General features: G+C 55.7%; 24 protein-coding genes and 1 pseudogene. 18 read left to right on the forward strand and 7 right to left on the reverse strand.

The genetic code is table 11. The annotated features are described in order from the left end of the window. Window positions 1-78: 78 nt before the first annotated feature. Genes D7X94_RS15305 through D7X94_RS15315 form a run of 3 tightly spaced genes read right to left on the reverse strand, consistent with a single transcriptional unit; the run spans window position 79 to window position 894 of the window. On the reverse strand, window positions 79-375 hold the full coding sequence (locus D7X94_RS15305; protein ID WP_016218011.1) for a DUF3847 domain-containing protein: 297 nt from the start codon (window positions 373-375) through the stop codon (window positions 79-81). Beyond that, window positions 368-709, reverse strand: coding sequence for a DeoR family transcriptional regulator (locus D7X94_RS15310; protein ID WP_003020305.1), 342 nt, complete (start codon window positions 707-709; stop codon window positions 368-370). The genes D7X94_RS15305 and D7X94_RS15310 overlap by 8 nt, the downstream gene beginning before the upstream one ends. After that, the gene (locus D7X94_RS15315) at window positions 706-894 is read right to left on the reverse strand and encodes a hypothetical protein (protein WP_002304353.1); all 189 of its coding nucleotides are present in this window, start codon (window positions 892-894) and stop codon (window positions 706-708) included. The genes D7X94_RS15310 and D7X94_RS15315 overlap by 4 nt, the downstream gene beginning before the upstream one ends. Before the next feature lie 483 nt (window positions 895-1,377). Between D7X94_RS15315 and D7X94_RS15325 the strand changes: the two genes are divergently transcribed. Beyond that, window positions 1,378-2,184, forward strand: coding sequence for a helix-turn-helix domain-containing protein (locus tag D7X94_RS15325; protein WP_016317501.1), 807 nt, complete (start codon window positions 1,378-1,380; stop codon window positions 2,182-2,184). 89 nt (window positions 2,185-2,273) lie between these two features. Here D7X94_RS15325 and D7X94_RS15330 read toward each other — a convergent pair whose 3' ends face one another. The 4 genes and pseudogenes from D7X94_RS15330 to D7X94_RS15345 form a co-directional block, all read right to left on the reverse strand. Then, entirely contained in the window at window positions 2,274-2,690 is a 417-nt protein-coding gene (locus D7X94_RS15330; RefSeq protein ID WP_081645079.1) for a DUF523 domain-containing protein, read from the reverse strand. A gap of 49 nt (window positions 2,691-2,739) precedes the next feature. Beyond that, window positions 2,740-3,117, reverse strand: a complete 378-nt coding sequence (locus tag D7X94_RS15335; protein ID WP_016317502.1) for a TnpV protein — start codon at window positions 3,115-3,117, stop codon at window positions 2,740-2,742. Next, window positions 3,077-3,439, reverse strand: coding sequence for a helix-turn-helix domain-containing protein (locus D7X94_RS15340; RefSeq protein ID WP_330558238.1), 363 nt, complete (start codon window positions 3,437-3,439; stop codon window positions 3,077-3,079). The genes D7X94_RS15335 and D7X94_RS15340 overlap by 41 nt, the downstream gene beginning before the upstream one ends. Window positions 3,440-3,622: 183 nt before the next feature. Further along, window positions 3,623-4,858: pseudogene (locus tag D7X94_RS15345) on the reverse strand (DUF4368 domain-containing protein); the annotation flags it as partial. A gap of 209 nt (window positions 4,859-5,067) precedes the next feature. Here D7X94_RS15345 and D7X94_RS15350 point away from each other — a divergent pair. The 17 genes from D7X94_RS15350 to D7X94_RS15430 form a co-directional block, all read left to right on the forward strand. Continuing rightward, complete coding sequence (locus tag D7X94_RS15350; protein WP_120428525.1) at window positions 5,068-5,889, forward strand: ParA family protein; 822 nt, start codon at window positions 5,068-5,070, stop codon at window positions 5,887-5,889. Then, complete coding sequence (locus D7X94_RS15355; protein ID WP_120428526.1) at window positions 5,846-6,781, forward strand: ParB/RepB/Spo0J family partition protein; 936 nt, start codon at window positions 5,846-5,848, stop codon at window positions 6,779-6,781. Before D7X94_RS15350 ends, D7X94_RS15355 begins: the two co-directional genes overlap by 44 nt. Window positions 6,782-6,863: 82 nt before the next feature. Then, window positions 6,864-7,475, forward strand: coding sequence for a hypothetical protein (locus tag D7X94_RS15360; protein WP_120428527.1), 612 nt, complete (start codon window positions 6,864-6,866; stop codon window positions 7,473-7,475). Continuing rightward, a complete protein-coding gene (locus D7X94_RS15365) occupies window positions 7,472-7,741 on the forward strand; it encodes a DUF5720 family protein (protein ID WP_120428528.1) in 270 nt (89 codons plus the stop codon). The genes D7X94_RS15360 and D7X94_RS15365 overlap by 4 nt, the downstream gene beginning before the upstream one ends. An 18-nt stretch (window positions 7,742-7,759) precedes the next feature. Beyond that, window positions 7,760-8,266: a hypothetical protein gene (locus tag D7X94_RS15370; RefSeq protein ID WP_120428529.1), complete on the forward strand. Its 507-nt coding sequence runs from the start codon at window positions 7,760-7,762 to the stop codon at window positions 8,264-8,266. Between the two features lie 37 nt (window positions 8,267-8,303). After that, complete coding sequence (locus D7X94_RS15375; protein ID WP_120428530.1) at window positions 8,304-9,089, forward strand: phosphoadenosine phosphosulfate reductase domain-containing protein; 786 nt, start codon at window positions 8,304-8,306, stop codon at window positions 9,087-9,089. Window positions 9,090-9,118: 29 nt separating this feature from the next. Continuing rightward, window positions 9,119-10,015 (forward strand): DUF6017 domain-containing protein, encoded by an 897-nt coding sequence (locus D7X94_RS15380; protein WP_120428531.1) that lies wholly within the window; start codon window positions 9,119-9,121, stop codon window positions 10,013-10,015. 43 nt (window positions 10,016-10,058) lie between these two features. Next, on the forward strand, window positions 10,059-10,415 hold the full coding sequence (locus D7X94_RS15385; protein ID WP_120428532.1) for a DUF7768 domain-containing protein: 357 nt from the start codon (window positions 10,059-10,061) through the stop codon (window positions 10,413-10,415). A gap of 26 nt (window positions 10,416-10,441) precedes the next feature. After that, complete coding sequence (locus D7X94_RS15390; RefSeq protein ID WP_120428533.1) at window positions 10,442-11,356, forward strand: hypothetical protein; 915 nt, start codon at window positions 10,442-10,444, stop codon at window positions 11,354-11,356. Between the two features lie 2 nt (window positions 11,357-11,358). Then, window positions 11,359-12,171 carry a class D sortase gene (locus tag D7X94_RS15395; RefSeq protein WP_120428534.1) on the forward strand — a complete coding sequence of 271 codons (813 nt, stop codon included), beginning with the start codon at window positions 11,359-11,361 and terminating at the stop codon, window positions 12,169-12,171. Window positions 12,172-12,273: 102 nt separating this feature from the next. Continuing rightward, window positions 12,274-13,050, forward strand: a complete 777-nt coding sequence (locus D7X94_RS15400; RefSeq protein WP_199715145.1) for a CAP domain-containing protein — start codon at window positions 12,274-12,276, stop codon at window positions 13,048-13,050. Between the two features lie 82 nt (window positions 13,051-13,132). Continuing rightward, the gene (locus D7X94_RS15405; RefSeq protein ID WP_120428540.1) at window positions 13,133-20,170 is read left to right on the forward strand and encodes a collagen binding domain-containing protein; all 7,038 of its coding nucleotides are present in this window, start codon (window positions 13,133-13,135) and stop codon (window positions 20,168-20,170) included. Next, entirely contained in the window at window positions 20,170-21,087 is a 918-nt protein-coding gene (locus D7X94_RS15410) for a DUF3991 domain-containing protein (protein ID WP_120428536.1), read from the forward strand. Before D7X94_RS15405 ends, D7X94_RS15410 begins: the two co-directional genes overlap by 1 nt. A 6-nt stretch (window positions 21,088-21,093) precedes the next feature. Continuing rightward, window positions 21,094-21,585, forward strand: coding sequence for a PcfB family protein (locus D7X94_RS15415; protein WP_120428537.1), 492 nt, complete (start codon window positions 21,094-21,096; stop codon window positions 21,583-21,585). Then, on the forward strand, window positions 21,585-23,381 hold the full coding sequence (locus D7X94_RS15420) for a VirD4-like conjugal transfer protein, CD1115 family (RefSeq protein ID WP_120428538.1): 1,797 nt from the start codon (window positions 21,585-21,587) through the stop codon (window positions 23,379-23,381). The genes D7X94_RS15415 and D7X94_RS15420 overlap by 1 nt, the downstream gene beginning before the upstream one ends. Before the next feature lie 68 nt (window positions 23,382-23,449). Next, window positions 23,450-23,665 carry a Maff2 family mobile element protein gene (locus D7X94_RS15425; protein WP_120428539.1) on the forward strand — a complete coding sequence of 72 codons (216 nt, stop codon included), beginning with the start codon at window positions 23,450-23,452 and terminating at the stop codon, window positions 23,663-23,665. Between the two features lie 68 nt (window positions 23,666-23,733). Beyond that, window positions 23,734-24,399: VirB6/TrbL-like conjugal transfer protein, CD1112 family (locus D7X94_RS15430; RefSeq protein ID WP_243111353.1), on the forward strand; the 666-nt coding region annotated here is incomplete at its 3' end.

Below are 24,399 nucleotides of genomic sequence, written 5' to 3' on the forward strand. Positions count from 1 at the left end.
TCTGAAAGCCTTTTATGCTGGTGGTTTTGAGAGTTTCCTCGGATAATTGATTATCTCGGATAATGCGCCCTTAGTAAACTAAGGGGTTTCCGGCTTCTCCCGTTCCAGAAGTTTTTTCAATAGTTCCTGCGTGTCCTGTCTGTTAAAAATGAGTTTCAACAACAGCATGACATCATCATCTGTCAGGCGTTCCGGCTCTTGCAGAAAACTTTCCAGCATACCGCCACGAGTACAGAGCCGGTGCGTCCGTTCCTTTCGGGTAAGCTGCTTTAACTGGTGCTGCAATGCCTTTTCATCATTGATGGCTTTCCGCAGTTTCTTTTCGCTTTTCTCCATCTCCCGGTTGAGCCTTTCCAGCTTTGAGGTATCAGGCAAGGGCAGCGTCCTCCTTTCCCGGTATCAGCACATAAATCCTGTTTGGTTCTCCAACGCCCTGACGCACCCGCATGATAAGTCCGGCGGTTTCCAGTTCATTCAAAGAACGCTTGACCGTCATGGGGCTGCGGGACAGGACTGCGGCAATGGCTGTGACAGGGAAGCAGACAAACAGGATTCCGTTCTCGTCCTCCTGCCCTTTGGAGAGCATAGCGTCCAGCATCCGGCAGTACATGACCTTTGCGGTGCTGCTGACTGGAAATCCTGTCAACGCCCTGGGAAAAGGCATACAGGGCGGCAAGGGTGTGTCTATCGTCATAAATTCAAAATTCATTCGGTGTGTTCCTCCTTTTTCTTTGCTCGTTTGGATAAATAACGGGGGCAGTCAATCACAACCGCCCGGAAGCTCTGCTTGCACCCATGCTGGCATTTCCGGCATAATTCGTTGTAAGTGACACGCCCCCGGTCATTGAGGTAAAAGGAAAGCTCATGCTTCCTCTTTTTGCTCATTCTCGGCATATTGCGCTTCCTCCCGTTTTAGTGTATGGTTTCAGGGCGATCTTCGGCAAAATTACGCTCATAGAGCCGCTTAAAATCTCCCGAAGTATCAGCGATAGGGTAGACTATCCTCCTATCAGATTGTCGCGTTTCGGTATCATTTCGGTGTCAGTTCGCCAGTTCTCCCCGGTGTCGTTCCTCCCCTGAATCTCACAGCGGCGTATCGCTCCCTTTGGTATGCTCGTTTCGGTCAGGGTTCCTCCACATCCCTGCCAAAAGTCATGGCACTACATCGCCGGGGAAGCATATCCCACACAGGCTGGTCATTCGATTGGAATAATCCATCGATGAACTACCTGTATCATAGAACATTTTTGTGCCCTGTGCCGTATGTCCACAAAGTAGGAATTAGGGGTAAAAAGCGGAAATTTCCACGATTGCGGAAAGTGTGATATAATCCAGATAAGCGGCAGCAATCAAACCGCCGGAAAGGAGCGTGCGCCCATGAAAGGAGCAACAAGCATACAGGAACGCCTTTGGGAACTCCGCAAGGACAAAGGCTTAAATCTGGAAGAATTATCAAAGCTGACGGGCATTTCCAAATCAGCTCTTGGAAATTATGAAAAAGAAGATTATAAGGAAATCAATCATGGCAACCTTATCACGCTGGCAGACTTCTATGGGGTTTCCGTTGATTATCTACTGTGCCGGACAGAGAACCGGGAGCAGATCAACACGCCACTAACGGAGCTGCATTTGAATGATGAAATGGTGGCACTTCTGAAAAGCGGTCGGATTAACAACCGCCTGCTCTGCGAACTTGCCACCCATAAGGACTTTATCAAGTTTCTTGCGGACATTGAGATTTATGTGGATGGGATTGCCACCATGCAGATTCAAAATCTCAACGCTCTTGTCGATACCGTCCGGCATGAAATCATTGAACGGTATCGCCCTGGCGAAGATGACCCGCATTTGAAAGTGCTGCAAGCCGCCCATATCAGCGATGATGAATATTTCAGTCACATGGTTCTGGATGACCTCAACCTCATTATCCGGGATATTCGGGAAGCTCACAAAAAAGACAGCGAAAGTGCTCCCCAGACCACCGTTGCCGATGAACTGAAAGAAAATCTGGAAGCGGTCGAAAATTTCAAGGGCAGCCGGGATGAAAAGCTGGTTGTTCTTTACTGCAAGCAGCTCGGTATCAACTATAAAAATCTGTCAGACGAAGAATTTCGCTGGCTGATTCGGATTCTCAAAAAATCAAAGAAAATGGGAACGCCTATCAGCCAGAGGAAAAAACGGTAAAGAAAAAACCGCTGTTGCATGGTTTGTTGGCTCCCATGTAGCAGCGGTTTATGCTGTGGTTATTCAATTAAAATTTCAAAGTGACAAACTTAAACTTCTTCAACATCAATAACATTATATCCTCTTTGCTTTAATGCCTTCGCAAAAAATCCCATTCCAGAAATTAGTTTTCCAGTAAAGCTACCATCGTATATTTGATTTACACCACAAGTAGGACTTCTGGATTGTAATATAACCAAATCAATATCTTCATTTTGAATTTTTGATAATGCCATTGACACTGCTTTATTATATTCAGAATTAACATCATTTCCATTTTCATCTACTACAATCCCATTCACAATTTCTGCACAAGGTCTAGGAATTTTCATGCCAGCTAATATTTCTGGGCAAATAGAAATAACTTCTTTATCCTTTAAGAAATTGATAACTGCTAAATTTTTATTGTTTTTTCCGTTATATTTACAGTTTGTTCCCATAATACAGGCACTAACTAATACCTTCATATTTATCACCCCAAATCAAATTTATTTACATAATCATTCTACCACACCGTTATGAATAAATCATCTCATGCAAAACAATTTCTTCTGCCCGGTTATGGATGTTATTACATCGTTGTACCCATTCCATTTGACAGGTACGCTTTAATTCCTCTGTCACGCCCTCGGTAGCTTTCAGCTGTTCCATGATAGTGTCTAACCGTTCCTGTGCCTGTTCGTTCAGGTCTGCAAGATATGTCCACAATTCTCCGGTCAGTATCAATGTGTTCAATCTGGCTGGGTGGGCTTCTCTTAAATATTCCCGGTGTATCCGTCCGTACTTTCCGATAGGGCGGTGTTCCTCCGGCAGCTTCAAATCCGGGATATAGTAATCTCCAACAAGGATATAATCAATTCCGTTTTCCGTTATTCTTGGTTTCAATTCGCTCATGTTCCTTACCTCCTGTGGAAGCAGGCTCGTCTGGTACTAACTCAATCACATCGGTAATCTCACAATTCAGCGTTTCGCAGATACGGGCTAATGTATCCATACTGATGTGCTTTCCCTCTTTACTCATGTTGGCAATCATATTTGTTGTCATACCAGCGGCAAGCCTTAAATCCTCTTTTCTCATATTACGCTCTAACAGTGTGTGCCAGAGTGGTTTATAGCTGATGTGCATATTGTTTTCCTGCCTTTCTACCCATACCACCGGGGCGGCTGCCCCGGCAGGAACTTTTCTCTTATTATAACACCAATCTTGTGTAATCACAATTTATTCTTGTATCTTGCCGCTGATACCGTCTGGATTGTGCTTTTCCTTTCTTTTTGTTCCCTTTAATTAGCCATGAACTGTTTCATGCCTTGACTTTTTTCTCATGTGAGATAAAGAAGTAAAAGAAGTGTAAAAAATTTTACCGTTCCCTATCCGGCTGACTGCCGGACGGGTCGGGCTTTAGTCGGGCAATTCTACCTTGCCGACAAAAGAGTAATAGATTTCGATTTCCTGTCTGCGGAGTTTCCCCCGGCGTTTCCCGTCAAGGGCTTCCGATTCGTGGATTACGATTTTCTCCACAAACTCCCGTAACAGGGTAGGGGTGAGTTCCTCAAAGCTGGTGTACTTGCGGACTACTTTCATAAACTTCTCGGCGTTTGCCGTGGCTTCCAGCGTTTTAGAAAGTTCGCTCTGCAAAGCGGCGGCTTTCTCTTTCAGTTCCTTTTGCTCGGCTTCGTAGTCTGCCGAAAGCTCCGTGAAACGCTCGTCCGATATGCGCCCCGCCACGCTGTCCTCATACAGTCGCTTGAAGATAGCGGAGAGTTCCGCAATCCGCTTTTCTGCCGCTTCCAGCTCTTTCTTCTTGGCGGCGTTCCGGCGTTTGCTCCCGTCCTCGGTCTGCTCGGTCAACAGCTTCATAAACCGGGCTTCATGCTTGGCGGCGTAGCTGGTGACTTTCCGTAGGTTCTCGGTCACTCCCTCGGTCAAAAGGTCGGTGCGGATAAAGTGCGCCGTACAGTCTGCCGTGCGCTTCTTGTAGCTGCCGCAGATATAGCAGTCCTGCCGCCGTTTTTCGGTCTGATACCTCTGCTGGTACATGACGCTGCCGCAATCCGCACAAAACAGTATGCCGGAGAACAAGCCCACTTCATCATAGCGGTTAGGGCGTTTGCGCTGCTTGCGTAGCTCCTGCACACGCTCCCATGTGTCACGGTCTATGATGATTTCGTGGTGGTTCTCGAAAACCGCCTGTTTGTCCTCACTGTTGTAGATAATCTTGCTGCACTTGTAGGATTGTGTGGTGGTCTTGAAGTTCACAAGGCAGCCCGTGTATTCCCGGTTTTCAAGGATATGTACCACGGTATTCGCCGCCCATTTGCACTCATAGCCGGGGTGGTAGCGGCGGGTTCTCCCTGTCCGGCGGTATTCCAGCGTTCCCGGCGTGGGGATTTCCTGCTCCGTGAGCATACGGGCTATCTTGGTCGGTCCGTTCCCGGCAAGGCAAAGGCTGTAAATCTGCTTTACCACGGGGGCGGCTTCTTCGTCAATGATGAAATTTTCGTCCTCGTCCATGAGGTAGCCGTACACGGGCTTGCTTGTGACGGGCTTCCCACTCATGCCTTTTGAGCGTTTTACCGCCCGGATTTTCTTGCTCGTATCTCTCACCAGCCATTCGTTGAACAGGTGCTGTTGGGGAAGGGTACGAAAAGTTTTGAAAAAGCCAGGATTTATGCGGGATTGCGGCGGATTGGCTCCTGACTGTTCCCACCCTGGAATAGAAAACGGCAAAAGCCGACAACTGCATACTGTTTTTTGCGGGAGAATGTAGTATAGCTATGTTCTCCCTTTTTTCATCCCCATTTTGCGATGGGGTATTTTTATTTGTAGTAGGGAGTTGAGAACACATGAACGCCCAAGTGATCGCCGTAGTCAATCAAAAAGGCGGTACGGGCAAGAGTACAACTTGCGCAAACCTCGGCATCGGTCTGGCCCAAGCCGGGAAAAAGGTGTTAGTGGTGGACGTAGACCCCCAGGCCAGTCTTTCCATCAGCCTGGGCCATTCCCAGCCGGACGATCTGCCCGTCACCCTCTCGGACCTGATGGGCAAGGTGCTGAACGATCAGCCCATCGCTCCCGGCGAGGGCATCCTGCATCATGCGGAGGGCGTGGACCTCATGCCATCAAACATCCAACTCTCCGGCATGGAGGTGTCGCTGGTGAACGCCATGAGCCGCGAGACCATCCTGCGGCAGTATCTGGACACGGTTCGGAAACAGTACACCCACATCCTGCTGGACTGCCAGCCCTCCCTGGGTATGCTCACCGTCAACGCCCTGGCCGCTGCCAATCGCCTGATCGTCCCCGTCCAGGCGGAGTACCTCCCGGCGAAAGGGCTTGAACAGCTCTTGCAGACCGTGGGCAAGGTGCGGCGGCAGATCAATCCCAAACTGCTCATTGACGGCATCCTGCTGACGATGGTAGACAGCCGGACCAACTTCGCCAGGGAGATCAGCGCCCTGCTCCGGGAGACTTACGGCGGGGACATCAAGGTATTCGATTCCGAGATACCCCATTCTGTCCGGGCCAAGGAGACCAGCGCCGAGGGTAAGAGCATCTTTGCCCATGACCCCGGCGGGAAGGTGGCCGAAGCCTATGGAAATCTGACGCGGGAGGTGTTACAGCTTGAAAAGCAGCGCGCGAAAAGTAGAGCTGGCATCAGCCGCTGATCTGTTCTCCACGGAGCAGGAGCGTCAGGACGCGAAACTGGAAAAGGTGCAGAATATCCCGCTGTCCGAGCTGTACCCGTTCCCCGACCATCCGTTTTCCGTAAGGGATGATGATTCTATGAAGGAAACCGTGGAGAGCGTCAAGGAATACGGCGTTCTCATGCCCGCCATCGCCCGCCCCCGCGAGGGCGGCGGCTATGAGTTGGTGGCCGGACACCGGCGCAAACACGCCTGTGAACTGGCAGGGCTGGACACCATGCCTGTAATCGTCCGGGATTTGGATCGGGACACCGCCATTATTTTCATGGTGGATAGTAATATCCAGCGTGAAAATATCCTGCCCAGCGAGAAAGCGAAAGCCTATAAGATGAAGCTGGATGCTATCAAACGACAGGGCGCGAGACGAGATTTAACTTGTACCCAAGTTGGGTACAAGTCGGACGGGAAAAAGAGCGTTCAGGTCGTTGCAGAAGAAGCTGGCGAAAGCCGGTCCCAAATTCAGCGGTATGTTCGTCTCAATGATCTGTCCCCCCAGCTTCAGCAAATGGTGGACGATAAGAAAATCGCCATGACCCCCGCTGTGGAAATTTCCTATTTGAAGCCAGAGGAACAGGAACTTTTGGTGGAGACCATTGAGAGTGAACAGGCTACTCCATCGCTGTCCCAGGCCCAGCGGATGAAAAAACTCAGTCAGTCCGGGAAACTGGATGAGGACACCATGCTGGGCATCATGTCGGAGGAAAAGAAGCCGGAGGTCGATAAGATCGTTCTGACTTCTGACACCCTCCACAAATATTTCCCCCGCTCCTACACCCCCAAGCAGATGCAGGACACCATCATCAAACTGTTGGAACAGTGGATGAAGAAACGCCTGCGCAGCCAGGAGCGGTAATTGAATATCGGACGGTTAAGCCGGGCAGGGATTTTCTTTTCTCTGACCGGCTTTTTTGCTGTCCGGGAAAGGAGACCTATCGTTGTATATCAACACATTCCAGTATAAGCCGGAACACGTCGATTGCAGGCTGTGTACCGAGTACGCCGGGAAAAAGAAGGGCTGTACCGCTAAAACCTGTCCCTGGCTGGCGGAGCGGATCGAGGCTGGGGTTGTGGGCTACAAAGAGGCCGTCATGGAGACGTTTCCACGTAACGTCCACACGGACGCCCGCCTGCATACGGCTATCCGCCGGTTCTCCGGCTCCCTGTTCCTCACCGCCGCCCACTACCAGCGCATGGAGCGTATGAAGGTCCGGCAGGGCTACCGCCGACGCCGGGACACCCCGGCCTACTATGCGGCTATGTATCTGCTCACCGCCAATGAGGACATCTGCACCCGCGCCGCAAATTGCTTTTGCAGATATGGCATTGAGTTCGACTACGCCACCACGCAGGACATCTCGCCCCACAACTATACCCTGCTATCGGCGGCGAAAGATATTTACTCGGACGGTTCCAGCGTGGCGCTGAATGACCTCGCCATTTCGGAGGTGGTGGACACGCTGGCGTTCAGCCTGATTGTCAACGCCCTGCTCATCGCCCGGTATGGCTGCTCTGTACTGAAAATCAGTGAGAAGGAGGGCAAGGAGTGAAAGCGGTCCATCTGCCCATCACGGGCCATGATCTGCTGGCTGTGGAGCGGTTTCGGGACGATACCCGCCACATGGCCGAGTTTCTGGTGCTGGAGGATTGCCCCCAGGGGCAGGAGGGCCAGTACATCCGGCGGTTTCTGACCGAGGACGGCTATGACCAGGTGCTGGACGCCCAGCGGCAGGGCCGTGTCCGCATCTACAAACACGCCAACATCATTGAGGGACACATCATCCCCGCCAAGCCTAAAAAGCGGCGGGGCAAATAACTATAAGGAGGGATTTTTATGTATTCTGTGGATTCTTTGGAGTATGCCGTCCGGCATCTGTTCCAGGGCGGCATCGGGGAGCATGGGTACAGCGAGACAGAAGTGGAGACGCTGCTCCACGGCATTGACTTCGAGGCCCTGCTGCAAGCGGTCCGGCACAACGCCCAGACCGTCCACGCCTACACCACTGAAGGCAAAGCGCCTATGTCCTTCAACTACCGGGGCAGGGACCTGTTTGGCCAGCGGGCTACCCGGCTGTACGAGGACAACGACCAGAACTGCGCCTCCATCGTGCTGACGGACCGCACCTATGAGCTGTGGCTGCTGGAGGACATGGACCTTGTTGCCGTGGCCTGCGTGTCCCTGGATTGCGGGGACGGCGAGTACGTCACCGAGTACCGGGAGATCAAGGAGGGGGACCCCTGGGACAGCCCCATGTACCTGGACCTGGATGAGCTGGTCGATGAGATCAACGCAATGTGCGCCGCCTACTATGAGAGCGACATCCCTCTCTATGAGCTGTAACAGACGGGAAAGGAGATAAAAAGGCAGTTTTCCCGTCATGGGAATCACAAAAAGCAACGAAATCTATTCGGCAGTCTCGCTCTCAGGTGGAAAAGACAGCTCGTGTCTTTTGATTCTGATGATCGAAAAGGGTCTGCCTATCAACTGCGTACTCTATGCGGACACTGGCATGGAGTTCCCGGAGATGGAGGCCCATATCGCCAAGCTGGATGATTTTCTTTTTCGGGAGCGAGGATTGCACATTACCACCCTGCGGCATCCCCACGGTTTTGAATGGCTCATGTTCGATGTTCCCCAGCAACAGAAGCGGGCCATAGAGCGCCGTATTGCTATGGGTCAGCCTCCGACTGGCTATGGTTGGCCTGGGATGCGGGTGCGCTGGTGTACCGGCCAGCTTAAAACCCATCTGATTACCAAGGAGACCAACCGGCTGAAAAAAGAGAAGAACGCCCTGCACCATATCGGCATCGCCGCCGATGAAGCCCACCGCTGCAAAGACGATCCTCATAACCGCTATCCATTGGTGGAATGGGGAATCACCGAGGCCCAGGCGCTGCAAATCTGCTATGACCGGGGCTACGATTGGGGCGGGCTGTATGAGATATACCGCCGCGCCTCCTGCTGGTGCTGCCCCCTGCAACGCATTGATGAGCTGCGAAAACTCCGCCACCACCACCCGGAGCTATGGGCGCGGCTGCTCGACATGGACAACCGGGCGCGGGCCATGTTCGGCCCCGGTCCCCTGGGACAGTTCAAGCAGAATTGGAGCGTGGAACGGCTGGAGGCCCGCTTTGCCCGCGAGGACGCGGAGACCACCGCATAACACAAAATTTTAACAGGAAGTGAGTTGAAATGGCTGTCTATCGTGTAGAACGGACGCGAGATTACACCGTCATGTCAAATTATCATCTGAAAGATACATCCCTGTCGCTGAAAGCCAAGGGGCTGCTGTCCATGTTTCTCTCTTTCCCGGAGGACTGGAATTACAGCACACGGGGGCTTGCCGCCATCTGCAAGGAGGGTGTGGACGCTATCGGCAGTACCATCAAGGAGCTGGAAAAGGCGGGCTACATCATCCGCCGCCAGCTTCGCGGGGCCAACGGGCGTATTACGGACACCGAGTACATCATCTACGAAAAGCCCCAGCCCCCGGAGCCGCCCGCGCCGGATGCGGACGAGCCGGATATGCCCCCGCCAGATACGGCATCACCACATACGGAAAACCCGGATGTGGCTGGCCCGGATATGGCCGCGCCGCATACGGAGAACCCCGCCCAATTAAATATAAATCAATTCAAAACTCAAAAATCAAATACTCAGCGATCAAATACTCATTCATTCCCTCCCCCTACCCCCTCCGAGACACCCGCGCAGCCGGTGGAAGGAATGAAAGAAATTTTTGAGAAGCGGGATGAAATTCGGGATCAGATCGAGTATGACCTGATCGTTACTCCCTCCAACCGGGAGCAGCTCAACGAGTTTGTGGAGATCATGCTGGAGGTTGCGCTCAGCCGCACCCCCACCATGAAGATCGGGCGGGACGCGGAATATCCTACGGCCTTCGTCCGGCAGCGGTTTGAGCAGATCACCTCCGCCCACATCGAGAAGGTGCTGGACGGCATCCAGGAGAACACCACCCGCGTTTGGAACACCAGGGCTTATCTTTTGGCGGCGCTGTTCAACGCGCCCTCCACGATGGACAACCACTACACCATGTTAGTCAACCACGACCTCAACGGCGGCAATTAGCCGTCTTATTTTTTACCCGGCCACCGGGAGAAAGGATTATGCCATGAAACGCCCCCTTGCTTACATCACCGCCGCCTGGAGCGGCAGCGAGATTGAGAACGCCGAAACCGCCGCCCGGTACTGCCGTCAGGTGTATGACGCGGGCTATTCCCCCATCTGCCCCCTCCTGCTCACCGCCCGTTTCCTCCACGATGCCGTCCCCCAGGAGCATAAGGACGGCCTCGACATTGCCCGCGACTACCTCCGCCGCTCCCGCGTCCTGGTGGTCTGCGGGCGGAGCATTGATGAGACGGTGAAGAATGACATTGCTACCGCCGAGCGCCTGCGGATCACCGCCACCACCCTGGACGGCATCCTCACCGTCAAGGGCCAGGGCCGAAGTAATTCCAATTCCCGCTGATAAATCATCGAAAGGAGTTTTGAGCTATGAAAAAGCGAATCCTGACGCTGCTATGTACCGCTGTTCTGGCAATCAGCATCGCCGCACCCCCGGCGCTGGCCGCTGGCGGGCCGTTCTATCCCATCTCCGTGGAGGAATACACCTACGGCAGCTTTGACGAGCTGCGTATCAACAAAGTGTACCAGCTTTCCCTGTCCGATGACCCTTCCGGCATCCCTACGGAGGACTTTGAGCGCAACGGGCGGCGGTATTTCCTGCTGGACATGATAAAAGAGGACGAGGTGGGGGTGGACACCCAGGACTACACCGACACCATCACCCAGGACAGCGACACCAATGATCTCTCGGTGGTCTTGAAACAGTTGGACCCCCATCGGGAGGTCACAACCGAGGACGGCTATACCGGCCTCTTGGCGCTGGACTATACCTCCGTCACCGTGGAGGCCAAGGGTTACAAGACCAGCACCAAGAGCCTGTCCGCCACCCGTACTTATCCCAACTTGTCCGATGCCGATCTGTCCCTTATTCCCAAGACCACCACGGACAACGGCAAGACCCTGACCCTGGGAGCCGTGGAATGGAGCGGCGGTGAGAATGGATATTACACCGCCACAGCTACCTACACCGGCACTTCCAGCACCCGCTACGCCACCGGCTATACGGTCACAGCCAGTTATACGGGCCAAGTGGCAAAGACCGGCTGCGAGGTTGTCACCTACACCGCCATCTTCGGCAGCGAGGAACTGGCAAAAGAGGAAAAACCGGCTGACCCTTCCGCCCCGTCCAACCAGACCGGGCCGGAGGCCCCTGACACGGACCCATCCCCCACTGAAACGGGCGGCACGCATTGGTTCTCCCTGCTGGGCTGTGCTGGCGGTGTGGCGGCGCTGGCAGCGGCGGCGGTTTGGACCATCCAGAAAATGAAAGGAAGGAGGAATTGAACATGAAACGGTTACTGCACATTTTTCTTTTGACGGCGGTATTCGCCGCCATGCTGGTGGCCCCTGCCCATGCGCTGGAGTACACCATTGACGAGCCGGAGGACTACCTGTTCGGCAGACCCACCAGCGAGGACGCCCCCTATACGGCGGAGAATCCCAATATGGACAGGAGCAAGAACACCGCCCTCATCCCGCCCGGTTTCGGGACCCCCACCAGCTATCTGCCGGGGAGCGGCGAATATCTGACCCCCAATCTGGTCCCCGGCGCTCTCAGCGGCGGGCTGGTAAATCAGGTGGGCAGCGTGGGCGGCGGCACTGTCACGAACAGCGGTTATCCCACGGTGGATGTGGGCGGTGCTGGCAGCACAAGCCAGTTCAGCTACACCACCACACAGACCACCGCCTACACAGAGGTCACGTCTGATCTCTACTATTCCGGGGGCTACCTGGGGACGCTGAAAATCCCCTCTCTGGGCGTGAACGTCAAAATCTACGAGGGGACGGACAGCGCCCAGCTTGCCAAGGGCGCGGGACATTTCACCAACACCAGCATCTGGAACGGCAACGTCTGCCTTGCTGGGCATAATCGAGGGGTAACGAACCACTTCGGCAAAATCCATACCATGAACGCCGGAGACACCATCACCCTCACCACTCAGCTCGGCACCCGGACCTATGCCGTCACCAGCGTCACCAAGGTCAGCGAGACGGACACCAGCGGCACCGCCGCCACGTCCAGCAATCAGATCACGCTCTATACCTGTGTCATGAATGAATCGGCCTACCGCTGGTGCGTGGTGGCCCAGGAGGTCTAAGGCGGCGGTCCGGGCGGCATCCTCGACACTTTTCTTCTTCTGTGGTATCTTTTTCTCAACGGAACCACCAAAACACCACAAAGGAGATAAAGAGCTATGAAGATGAAAGATTTTGCAAGCCGCCTGACCGCTGGAATCGCCTGCGCCGCCCTGGTATTCGGCCTGACCCTCCCCGCAAAGGCGGCAGCTCCCGCCGAGACAATCCGAGTGGGCAGCTACAAAGGCAATTCGTTGGATGTGGGTGAGCGCAGCGGCCTCATTATCGGCCCCAGCGGAACGGAGTACACCGTCACCTCCAGCGCCCCGGACACAGTAGCGGTAGAGCAAGTAGCGGGCTTTTGGGTGGCCGTTGCCAAGTCCGAGGGAACTGCGGAGATCACCGCCGCCAACCGCGCCGGAGAGAGCGGGACCTTGACGCTCACAGTCGGCACCGCCGTTGACCATGCTGCCCCCGCCAGCACGGACACCGAAGGCCAGCCGGAAAATCTGGACGTGCGGCAGGAATTGATTCAGCTTATCAACCAGACCCGCATGGCAAACGGCGCGGCGGAGCTGCCAGTCAGCGAGGCCCTGATGACCGCTGCGCAAGCCTGCTCCGACCAGCATTACACTTACCACCACAATCAGGAGGAATGTGAGGCCGTGATTGCTGCTGGATATTCCCACGGCTTCGGCTCCAATCTCACGGTGTTTACCGGCGTGGCAACTGCGGACACCGCCCAGCACGCTCTGGACAACTGGATCAAATCTCTCGGCCACTTCCAGGCCATGATCGACCCGAAATGTGACAGCATCGGCGTGGGCGTGACGGAGAGCGGCGGAGTGACTTACTGCTATATGTTTGTCGGCAGGCCGGACACCATCAATCCCTACGGATAACAAAATACGGACAGAGATAGGTCTTTCAGCCCAGGCTGGAGGGCCTTTTCTCTTGCCCGAAAAAAGCAAAGGAGAACTTTTTATGAGGAAGAAAACCTATTCCGCACTCACCCGCATGACGGCTCTGCTGTTGGTGCTGGTGTGTATGCTGGGACTGCTGCCCTCCACGGCGCTGGCGGCGAACCCCAGCACCATCAAGATGGACGATTGCGCATACAGCGGAACCAAGTACGATTCCCCGGCCCTGGGCGAGTGCTATATGCACCAGATGCACTTCAACTATGATGGCAAAAGTACAATGGGCTTCTGCGCCGAGAAGGGCAAGGGCATGGGCTGGTCGCTGAAGGGCCACACCTGGGGCAATCCCCAGCCCATTTCCGACCCCACTGTAAAGACAATGATGGCTTACTTCTACGCTCATTCCACCGGCGTCTTTACCGATCAGGCCAAGGCCCTGGGTGTAGATGATGTGTGGAACAGCGACTACACCTGGACCATGAACTCCTGGACGCAGGCTATCGTCTGGCGCTACAAGGCCGGTCTGCTGTCTGACCCCGTGACGGCCTGCGCCGAGGAACTGCTTTGCGTCTATAACAATCTGGAGCATACCAACTATTCCAGCATTGACGATAAAATGGACGGCAAATCGTTCCGTGACCGGGCGCAGTATATTCTCGACCTGGGCGCACAGGGCGTATGGGGCGAGTGCGAGGTCTATGAGTACGCCTACACCGGCCCCGGCTCCAGCTATCACCCCTCCAACGATGTGCAGGCTGTCATGGTGGGCAAGCTGAACATCACCCATGAGGAATATACCCTGACCGTCAAAAAGGTGGATTCCACCAATCCCAATAAGGGCTTGTCCGGCGCACGGTTTCTCGTTGCCTCTGAAAACGGCGCTTACTCCAAGGAGGTCGTGACGGGCGCGGACGGAACCGCCACCCTTTATCCTTTGGTTGCGGGGACCTATGCCGTGACCGAATTGGAGGCCCCGGCAGGCTACGAGATCGACAACGCGGGACCGCAGTACGTTGTTCTCCCCAGCAACGGCAGCACCACCGTGACCGTCACCTTCACCGACACCCCCGAAATCACCGGCGAGGGCAGCATCCGCAAGGTGGATGCGGACGATCCCACCAAGGGGCTGGCCGGAGCGGTCATTAAGATCACCGGCGTGGACAATGATTTTACCGGCACATATGTTACCGGGACAGGCGGCTATCTGACAGACGTTCCCTGGAAGGATATGCCCCTGGGCAGCTATACCGCCGAGGAGATCACCCCGCCGGAGGGCTACTCTCTCAGCCCGGATGTCAGCAAGACCAAGCAGACCTTTGTTTGGGAGGGCAAGACCGATGTGGCCCTGGTGTTTGAAAATGACGCCAAGGTGAAGATAAGGCTTATTAAAAAAGATGATTCTGATAACCCTCTCCCCGGCGCTGTGTTCAACATCATCAAGGACGGGCAGATCATCGGCACAGAGGCCACCAAAGCGGACGGCAGTATCACCGTTACCGATGTGACTGAGGGAATGTACGCCTTTGTGGAGGTGTCCGCCCCTGCGCCTTATTCCTGCCTGACCGAGCCTGTGTTTGCCCATGTGGATCAGGCCACCATCAACGGCGGCGGCACTGTCACCATAACGGCGGCGGATCAGAAGCTGCCCAGCCTCACCATTCTCAAGCGGGACGCCCAGACCAAGGAGGTCATTCCCGGCACCGTCTTTGAGATCAAGGGCATCCACTACGGCTATCATAACGATGTGACCACCGGGCCGGACGGCAGGGCCGTTCTCTCCAATATCCCCGTGGACAGCTATGAGGTGGTCGAGAAGTCCGTCCCCGACCCCTATGTGGTGGGCGAGGAACCCATGCAGACCATCTACCTGGGACCCGGCGAGAATCGGGAGATGATTTTTGATAATCTGAAGCAGCCTGTTTTGAAAATCTCCAAGGTGGAACAGGGAACCAACACCCCGATCCCCGGCACGGTGTTCACCGTGGAGGGCATCGACAGCGACTACCGCCACGATGTGACCACCGAGGCGGACGGCTTCGCCACCCTGCGCGTTGCACCCGGCAGCTACCGGGTGACGGAGAAATCTGTGCCTGCCCCCTACTGTCTGCCGGAGGACGAAGCGGACCGGACCCAAACCATCAGCTTGAACGGCGGCGATGAAAAGACGCTGATTTTCAAGAACAGCAAAAAGCCCCTGCTCACCATCTCCAAGGTGGACGCGATCAGCGGCGATCCGGTCCCCGGAACGGTGCTGACTGTGGAGGGCATTAACAGTGATTACCGGCATGATGTGACTACCGGCGCGGACGGCACGGTTTCTCTGCGGGTGGACCCCAGCACTTACCGCATTACCGAGAAATCCGTCCCCGCCCCCTACTATCTGCCGGACAAGGATGCGGACCGGGTGCAGACCATCTCTCTGAATCCTGGCGATGAAAAGACCGTGGTATTCAAGAATCACAAGGCCCCGGAACTGACGATTTTCAAAGAGGATTCTGTTGCGGGCGCTCCCATTGAGGGGGCAAAATTCCACGTCACCTACACCAGCAACGGTGAGGCGGCGGACGCTCCCGCTTCGGTGGACTTCGGTTATCTTTTTTCGGACGCCAACGGTGAGATCAAGCTCCATGAGCAGGGCAAGCGGCTGTATCCCGGCGAGTACACCATTACCGAGGTTGCCCCGGCCCCCGGTTTTCAGATGAAGGAGCCGACCACGCAGAAGGTCATTCTCCACGGCGGCGAGAGCAAAACTGTCACATTCCAGAATGAGCCGCTGAATGGAATTGTCGTGGAGAAGTATGACAGCGTGACCCATGAGGCCCTGCCCGGATGCACCTTCCAGCTTCGCTACCTGGGCGGGACCTCTGGCACGGGCGGCACTGTAATCGGCCAGAAGGTGACGGGGAAAAACGGAACCGCCATCTGGACTGGCTTACAAAGCGGCACTTATATCGTGGAGGAGGTGGACCCCGCTGACGGGTACAGCATCATCAATGCCTCTGAAACAGTCTATATTTCTGATAATGGGACACAGAGCGTCATTACCATCCGTTTTGACAATGCCCCGGACGGCCAGCTTTTAATCCGAAAGGTATGCTCCGTCAATCCCTCTGTAACCTTACAGAACGCCGAGTTCAAGGTCATGTATGCGGATGGCACTCTGATTGGTGATTCCAACGGCATTTTCAGAACGGATGAAAACGGGGAAATCCGCATTACCGGGTTGAAACCGGGCAAGAGCGTGATCGTCACTGAAACCCGCGCCCCTGCCGGATTCATCATCGACACGCAGAGCCAGACCATCCAAATCCAGGCAGGCCGCACCGCCACCCTGACCTTTAAGAACCAGCCCCGCGGTTCCCTGATTGTCCAGAAGCGGGACAGCATCACCGGCCAGCCGCTCCCCGGCGCGGAGTTCCGCGTCACCACGGCGGCAGGCTGCGAGGTTGGTCTGGACGGCGTGATCGGCACGTCCACCTTGACCCAAAATGGTCTGTTTACCACCGACAGCAGCGGAGAAATCCGTATCAGTAATCTGGCCCCCGGTGCTTATGTGCTGACCGAAACCAAGGCCCCGACAGGGTATGTTATGGATGCCCCCAGCACAAATGTGGTAATCGGGGCCAACGGGGACACGCAGACGGTCATCATCACCAACACCCCCAAGGCCACCCTGACCATCACCAAGCGGGATGCTGTGACCCGCAAGCCCCTGGCGAACGCTGAGTTTATTGTCCGGGACAGTGAAGGTCACGCGGTCGGTCCCACCAATGGCATCTACAAAACCGGAACAGACGGAACCGTGATTGTCTCCGGCCTGGAACCCGGCAGCACGATTATGGTGTCTGAAACCAAGGCCCCTACCGGCTATATTCTGGACGAGACGCCCAAAAGCATTGTGGTGAAGTCCGGCATTTCCAACAGCCTGATTTTTGACAATGAGCCTGGAACCACCCTTATTATCAGAAAGTTCATTGAGGGGACGGAAAATGAGCCGCTGTCCGGCGTAGCGTTCAAAGTAGTAGACGGCAGCGGGGCCGCAGTCGGCCCGGACAATGGAACCTACTACACCAACAAGGCTGGCGAAATTGTGCTGGACGGCATCGAACCCGGAACCACGGTGATTGCCAGAGAGATCAAGACCGTGGAGGGCTTCGTGCTGGATGGGACGCCCCAGGATATTCTTATCAAGGGCGGGAGCGTACAGCAGTTGACCTTTTGGAACAGGCGGGCCGGTTCTCTTGTTATCCAGAAAAAGGACAGCGTGACCGGCGCTCTCATCTCCGGCGCTCAGTTCCAGTTGACGTATGCCTCCGGCGGCTATGTGGACAACGACAACGGGCATCTGTCCTCCAACGGCCTCTATACCACCGATGCCAACGGGGAAATCCGCATCTCCGGCGTGACCGGCACGATTGTAGCGAAAGAGGTCAAGGCCGCTCCCGGCTATGTGATTGACCAGTCCACGCAGACGCAGACTGTCACCGTCAACCCGGACGATACGCAGACCCTCACCTTCCTCAATGAGCCTCTTTGCAGCTTGACCCTGACCAAGCTGGATTCTGTGACCGGAAAGCCCGTTCCTGGAACTGAATTTACAGTGAAGGACGGTAACGGCACTGTGCTGGGCCGCTATACCACAGGGAAGGACGGCACGGTGACGGTATCCGGCCTCGTTCCGGGCAGCACCATAGTGGTCAGTGAGAGCAAGGTCCCCAGCGAGTACGTTTTGGACACAACTCCCAAAACCATCATTGTGAAGAATGGAACCAACAGCCTGACCAGCGGCGTGAGTGGCGGAACCAACACCGGGAACAATGACGGAACCAGCGGCGGCAACGATCTGACCTTTGAGAATGACCCCAAAATGACCTTGACAATCCACAAGTACATTGAGGGGACACAGAATGAGCCGCTGGCGGGTGTTGCGTTCAAAATCACGGACAGCACCGGCGCGGCGGTTGGCCCTGGCGATGGCGTATTTTACACCAACGCTGCGGGTGAAATTGTGATTGAGGGGCTGGAACCCGGCACTTCCATCACCGCCCGCGAGATCAAGACGGTGGAGGGCTTCGTACTGGACGGCACACCCAAGACGGTGAAGATCACCGCAGGCTCCCAGGACCCGGAACTGACCTTCTGGAACAAGCGGGCGGGTGAGCTGGTAATCCGCAAGCTGGATTCTGTCACCAAGCAGCCGCTGGCCGGGGTGGAATTTGAGCTGACCTATGCTGGCGGCGGCTATGTGGACACCGCCAACGGCCACCTGTCCAGCAACGGCCTCTATACCACCGATGCCAACGGAGAAATCCGCATTTCCGGCGTGACCGGCACCATCGTTGCCAGGGAGACCCGGACGATTCCCGGCTACACCATTGACGAGGCCACCCGGACGCAGACCGTCACCGTCAACCCAGCAGACACGCAGACCCTCACCTTTTACAATTCGCCCCAGCAGACGTTGACCATCCAGAAGTATGTGGACGGCACTACTGACCCCATCCAGGGCGTGACCTTCCTTGTCACCGATTCCAGCGGTCAGTATGTGGGGCCGAATAACGGCGAGTATGTCACCGATAAAAATGGACGCATTGTTATCACCGACCTGACCCCCGGCGTCACCATCACCGCCAAGGAGACCAAAACTGCCAGCGGCTATGTGCTGGACACCACGCCGCAGTCCATCCTTATCAAGCAGGGAGCCGCCCAGACCCTGACCTTCTTCAACAAGGCCGAGGGCGGGCTGGAGCTGATTAAGGTCTCCGAGAGCGACACCACCCAGCGCATCCCTGGTACTACTTTCGAGATCAGAAAAATGGACGGTACTCTGGTGGACACCATCACCACAGATAAACAGGGCCGCACCCACCTGGACCTGGACGCCGGTGACTACTATGCTGTGGAGATCGAGGCGGCGCAGGGCTTCAAGCTGGACAGCACCCCCACCTATTTCACCATCACGGACGGTAAAACTACCACACTGACGGTGAAAAACAAGCCTTTTTCCGGCATTTTGATTCACAAGACCGACAGCGTAACCGGCAAGGGCATTTACGGGGTGACGTTCCTGCTGTATGACAGTACCAATACCCCCATTGGGCAGTACACCAGCGACAACTCGGGGTATGTCTATATTGAGGGCCTGACCACTTCGGGCCGCTACTATCTCCGCGAATTGGAAAATAAGGGCTACATTCCCGACACGCAGATGAAAACCGTGTATGTCACCGCCGGGGAGACCACGCTGATCGAGTGGAAGAACACGCCCATCACCGCGCAGATTCAGATTACCAAAAAATCCGCTGACTACAACCCCACCAACGGCCTGCCTGCCGGGACGCTGCTGGAGGGCGCGATTTTTGAAATCTACGACAAGGCCGGGAATCTGGTGGACACCATCAAGAGCGACAGCCGGGGACTGGCTGCGTCCAAGCCCCTGCCCCTGGGCCGTTATACCATCCGCGAGGTCAAGGCCCCGAACAACTACGGCATCAGCGGCGAGGATTTGACCGCCTATCTGGAGCATGAGGGCGAGATCGTGCGCTTTGAGGTCACGAACAAGGCCCTTGCCACCGGCGTGTCCATCACCAAGACCGGCCCCAACCAGATCATGGCGGGCCAGCCGGTGCGCTATGTACTTTCCGACATTGCCAACAGCTCCAACGTCATGCTCCAGTCCTTCTACTGGCGCGACACGCTCCCTGCCGAGGTCCGGCTGGACAGCATCGTGACCGGCACCTACAATTTCCCCGGCACCTATAAGATCACCTACCGCGTCAACGGCGGCGAGTATCGAACGCTGGCGGACAATCTCTCCACCAGCAAGAACTACACCCTGGCCGCGTCCGCCACAGCCCTGGGGCTGGCCTCCAATGAGCGCGTGACCGAGATTATGTTTGTCTTTGGACAGGCCCCCGCCGGTTTCGCCCAGGTGGAAAAGCCCATGCTGTACTGCACCGCCATTTCCAACATCACCACCACGTCCTTTGTGAATGTGGCCGATGTGGGCGGCACCTATAACGGCGTGTGGGTACAGGCCGTCAGCCGCTGGGTGACAACGGTGTACGGCAAGCCCACCCCGCTCCCCCGGACGGGATATTGATGCCTGACACAGATGGACGCTTTACCGAGGCCGAGCTGGAGACCGCCAGGGAGACCGATCTGCCCGATCTGCTGACCTCCCTGGGGTATCAGGTCAAGCGGGTCGGCAGCTATTACACCACCAAGGAAATGGACAGCCTGCGGATTAAGAACCGCCGCACCTGGTTCCGCTACTCGGAAAACCGGGGCGGAGACGCGATCTCTTTCTTGGAGCGGTTCGAGGGCAAGAGTTTCCCGGAGGCGGTAGAGTACCTTCTGGACTATCATGGCGGCGCACGGTTTCTTCGTGCGCCGCCGCCCGTTCCAGAGAAGAAAGAAGTCCCCTTTGCCCTCCCGCCGCCGAACAGCGATAACCGCCGTGTGACCGCCTATCTTCAGAAACGGTGTATCGCGCCCCAGGTCATCCGGGACTTTATCGGCGCGGGGCTGCTCTATGAGGACGCGAAATATCACAACTGCGTCTTTGTCGGCAGAAACAGCGCGGGCAAGCCGGTATTCGCAGCCAAGCGCGGCACCTACGATCTGAACGGCGCGGCGTTCCGGGGCGGCGTCCCCGGCAGCGATAAGGAGGTGGCGTTCCGGCTCCCATGCGACAGCAGGCAGCTCCGTGTGTTCGTATTCGAGGCCCCCATCGACCTGATGAGCTACTGCACCCTGCACCGCAGCGTGAAAAGCAACGCCGTGGCGCTGTGCTGCCTCTATGACGGGCCTCTGGACACCTATCTCCGGGAAAATCCCCATCTGCGGCGCATTGACCTGTGTCTGGACGCGGACGGGCCGGGGCGGACGGCGGCAGAGCGGATGAAGGCCAAATACACGCAAAAGGGCTACTCTGTGACCGTCCATACCCCGGCGCGGGGCAAGGACTGGAACGAATATTTGCAGCACCGGCAGAAAAGCCGGGATAATGAGAGGTGATTTTTCATGCAGGAGGAAGTGGAGAACAAAACGCTGACGCTGATGGTGAATGGCACCAGATTCACCGGGCGGATGTTCAAGGCGGCGATTGCCAAGTACATGGCCCACCGCAGAGAGGTCAAGCACCAGAAGCAGCAGAAACAGGATGCCCATGTGATACCCCACGGCAAGCAGACGGTAAAGCAGCTTATCGGGCAGAATCAGGGCGTGTCCAATATTGAGATCAACGACCCGTCCATCCGGGAGTTTGACCGCATCGCCCGGAAATACGGCGTGGACTACGCCATCAAGCGGGACAGGAGCAGCGACCCGCCCAAGTTCCTGATTTTCTTCAAGAGCAGGGACGCCGACGCCCTGACCTCCGCGTTCAATGAGTATGCCGGGAAAAAGGTGCGCAAAGCCTCCCGGCCCTCGGTGCTGCAACGGCTGGCCAGTTTCAAGGAGCGGGTGAAGAATACCGTGGTGAACCGGGAAAAGCGGAAGGAGCGGGAGCGGTAATGCAGATCAACATCAAGAAGTACATCCTGCCCAATCTGCCCTATGTGATGATCGGCCTGTACGCCACCAAGCTGGGGCAGATGTGGCGGCTGGCCCCCGGCGCGGACTTCTCCGCCAAGGTGCTGGGGCTGATGGACGGTTTCTCCGCCGCGTTCCAATCCGCCGCCCCCAGCTTTCACCCCGCCGATCTGCTGGTGGGGCTGCTGTGCGGCGCGGCCCTGCGGCTGGCGGTCTACGTCAAGGGCAAGAACGCCAAGAAGTACCGGCGCAACGTGGAGTACGGCTCGGCCCGTTGGGGCAACGCCCAGGACATCGCGCCCTATATCGCCCCCAAATTTGAGGACAACATCATCCTGACGCAGACGGAACGGCTTACCATGAACAGCCGCCCCAAGGACCCGAAAACGGCGCGGAATAAAAACGTGCTGATTATCGGCGGCTCCGGCAGCGGCAAGACAAGGTTTTTTCTGAAGCCCAACCTCATGCAGTGTACGTCAAAAACTTATCCAGTATCGTTCGTAGTCACTGACCCGAAAGGGGACATCGTGATCGACGCTGGGAAATTGCTCCAACGCAGCGGGTATAGGATCAAGATTTTCAACACGATCAACTTTAAGAAGTCCATGCACTATAACCCTTTCGCGTACATTCACAGCGAAAAAGACATCTTAAAGCTGGTAACAACCCTAATTTCCAACACAAAAGGAGAGCAAAAGGGCGGGGACGAGTTCTGGACCAAGGCCGAGACGCTGCTCTACTGCGCCCTCATTGGCTACATCCATTATGAGGCCCCGGCAGAGGAACAAAACTTCTCCACCCTCATTGAGTTCATTAACGCGATGGAGGTCCGGGAAGATGATGAGGAATTTCAAAATCCTGTTGACCTGATGTTTGAGGAATTGGCGCAAAAGAATCCCAATCACTTTGCTGTGCGTCAATATGCCAAATATAAATTAGCCGCAGGCAAAACGGCTAAGTCGATTTTGGTGAGCTGCGGTGCGCGGCTGGCAGTATTCGATATTGCCGAAGTCCGGGATGTGACCGCCTATGACGAGTTGGCGCTGGACACCCTGGGAGATCAAAAAACGGCGCTGTTCCTCATTATGAGCGACACGGATGATTCCTTTAATTTCCTGATTTCCATGTGTTATACCCAGCTATTCAATCTCCTGTGCGAAAAGGCGGACGATGTGTACGGCGGGCGATTGCCGGTCCATGTGCGGTGTCTTATAGACGAGTGCGCCAACATCGGGCAGATACCCAAGCTGGAAAAACTCATGGCTACCATCCGAAGCCGGGAGATCTCCGCCTGTTTGGTGCTGCAAGCGCAGAGCCAGCTCAAGGCCATTTACAAGGACAACGCCGACACCATCATTGGCAACTGCGATTGCTCCATCTTCCTGGGCGGCAAGGAGCCGACCACACTGAAAGAGCTTTCTGCCAGCCTGGGGAAAGAAACGATAGACACCTTCAACACCGGCGAGAGCCGGGGCCGTGAGGTTTCCCATTCGCTGAATTATCAGAAATTGGGCAAAGCCCTCATGGATGTGGACGAATTGGCCGTATTGGACGGCGGAAAGTGCATCCTGCAACTGCGGGGCGTCCGCCCGTTCCTTTCGGATAAATTCGATATAACGCGCCATCCCAATTACAAGTTCCTGGCCGACTGCGATAAGAAAAACGCTTTCGACTTAGAGCGTTTTCTATCCACGAAGCTCAAACCCAAGTCCACCGAGGTCTATGACGTGTACGAGGTAGACGTATCGGAGGACGCAGACCCCGCCGACCCGGAGTAACCGGCACGGCGGAATAAACAAAGTGGAAAATGCGCCTTCAAAATTTTTGAAATTTTTTGGAGGTACTTATGGATTTTTTCAACTCTGCTATTGATATTTTGCAGACCCTGGTGATTGCGCTGGGCGCTGGCCTGGGCGTGTGGGGCCTTATCAATCTGCTGGAGGGCTACGGCAACGACAACCCCGGCGCGAAGTCACAGGGCATGAAGCAGCTCATGGCGGGCGGAGGCGTTGCCCTGATCGGCATGGTGCTGGTCCCCCTGCTGTCCGGGCTGTTCGGCTGATCGGCCCGGTTTATCTCTGCCCCTCCCACCCAAGGCGGGAGGGGCGCTGAAAGGAGGGGGAAACCTCTATGGATTTTCTATGGGACGCCATCACGGAATGGCTCAAAGAGATTTTAGTCAGCGGCATTATGAGCAATCTGTCCGGGATGTTCGACGGTGTAAATGACAAGGTGGGGGAAATCTCCACCCAGGTGGGCATGACCCCCCAGGCATGGAACGGCAGCATCTTCAATATGGTGCAAAACCTCTCTGAAAATGTGATTATGCCTATCGCCGGTGTAATTCTCGCTTTTGTAATGACGCTGGAGCTGGTGCAGATACTGATGGACAAAAATAACTTCCATGATGTGGAGACGGCAGTATTTTTTAAGTGGGTGTTCAAGACCGCCTGCGCCATCCTCATTGTCACCAACACCTGGACGATTGTGATGGGGATATTCGATGTGGCCCAAGGCGTGGTAAATCAGGCGTCCGGCATCATCATCGGGGATACCAGTATCGACTTGAGCAGCGTCATGCCGGACATGGAGGAACAACTGATGGAGATGGAGCTGGGACCGCTGTTCGGCCTGTGGTTCCAATCCCTGTTCGTAGGCATTACCATGTGGGCGCTGACGATCTGTATTTTCATCATCACCTATGGCCGTATGCTGGAAGTCTATTGCGCGTCCAGAAGTGCCGCTTTTCATCCAAAGGCGGTGCGCGGGCATTTTGGGAATCCGGCTTTGGCAAGC

Source organism: Acutalibacter sp. 1XD8-33, from assembly GCF_003612555.1.
Taxonomy (GTDB): Bacteria; Bacillota; Clostridia; order Oscillospirales; family Acutalibacteraceae; genus Acutalibacter.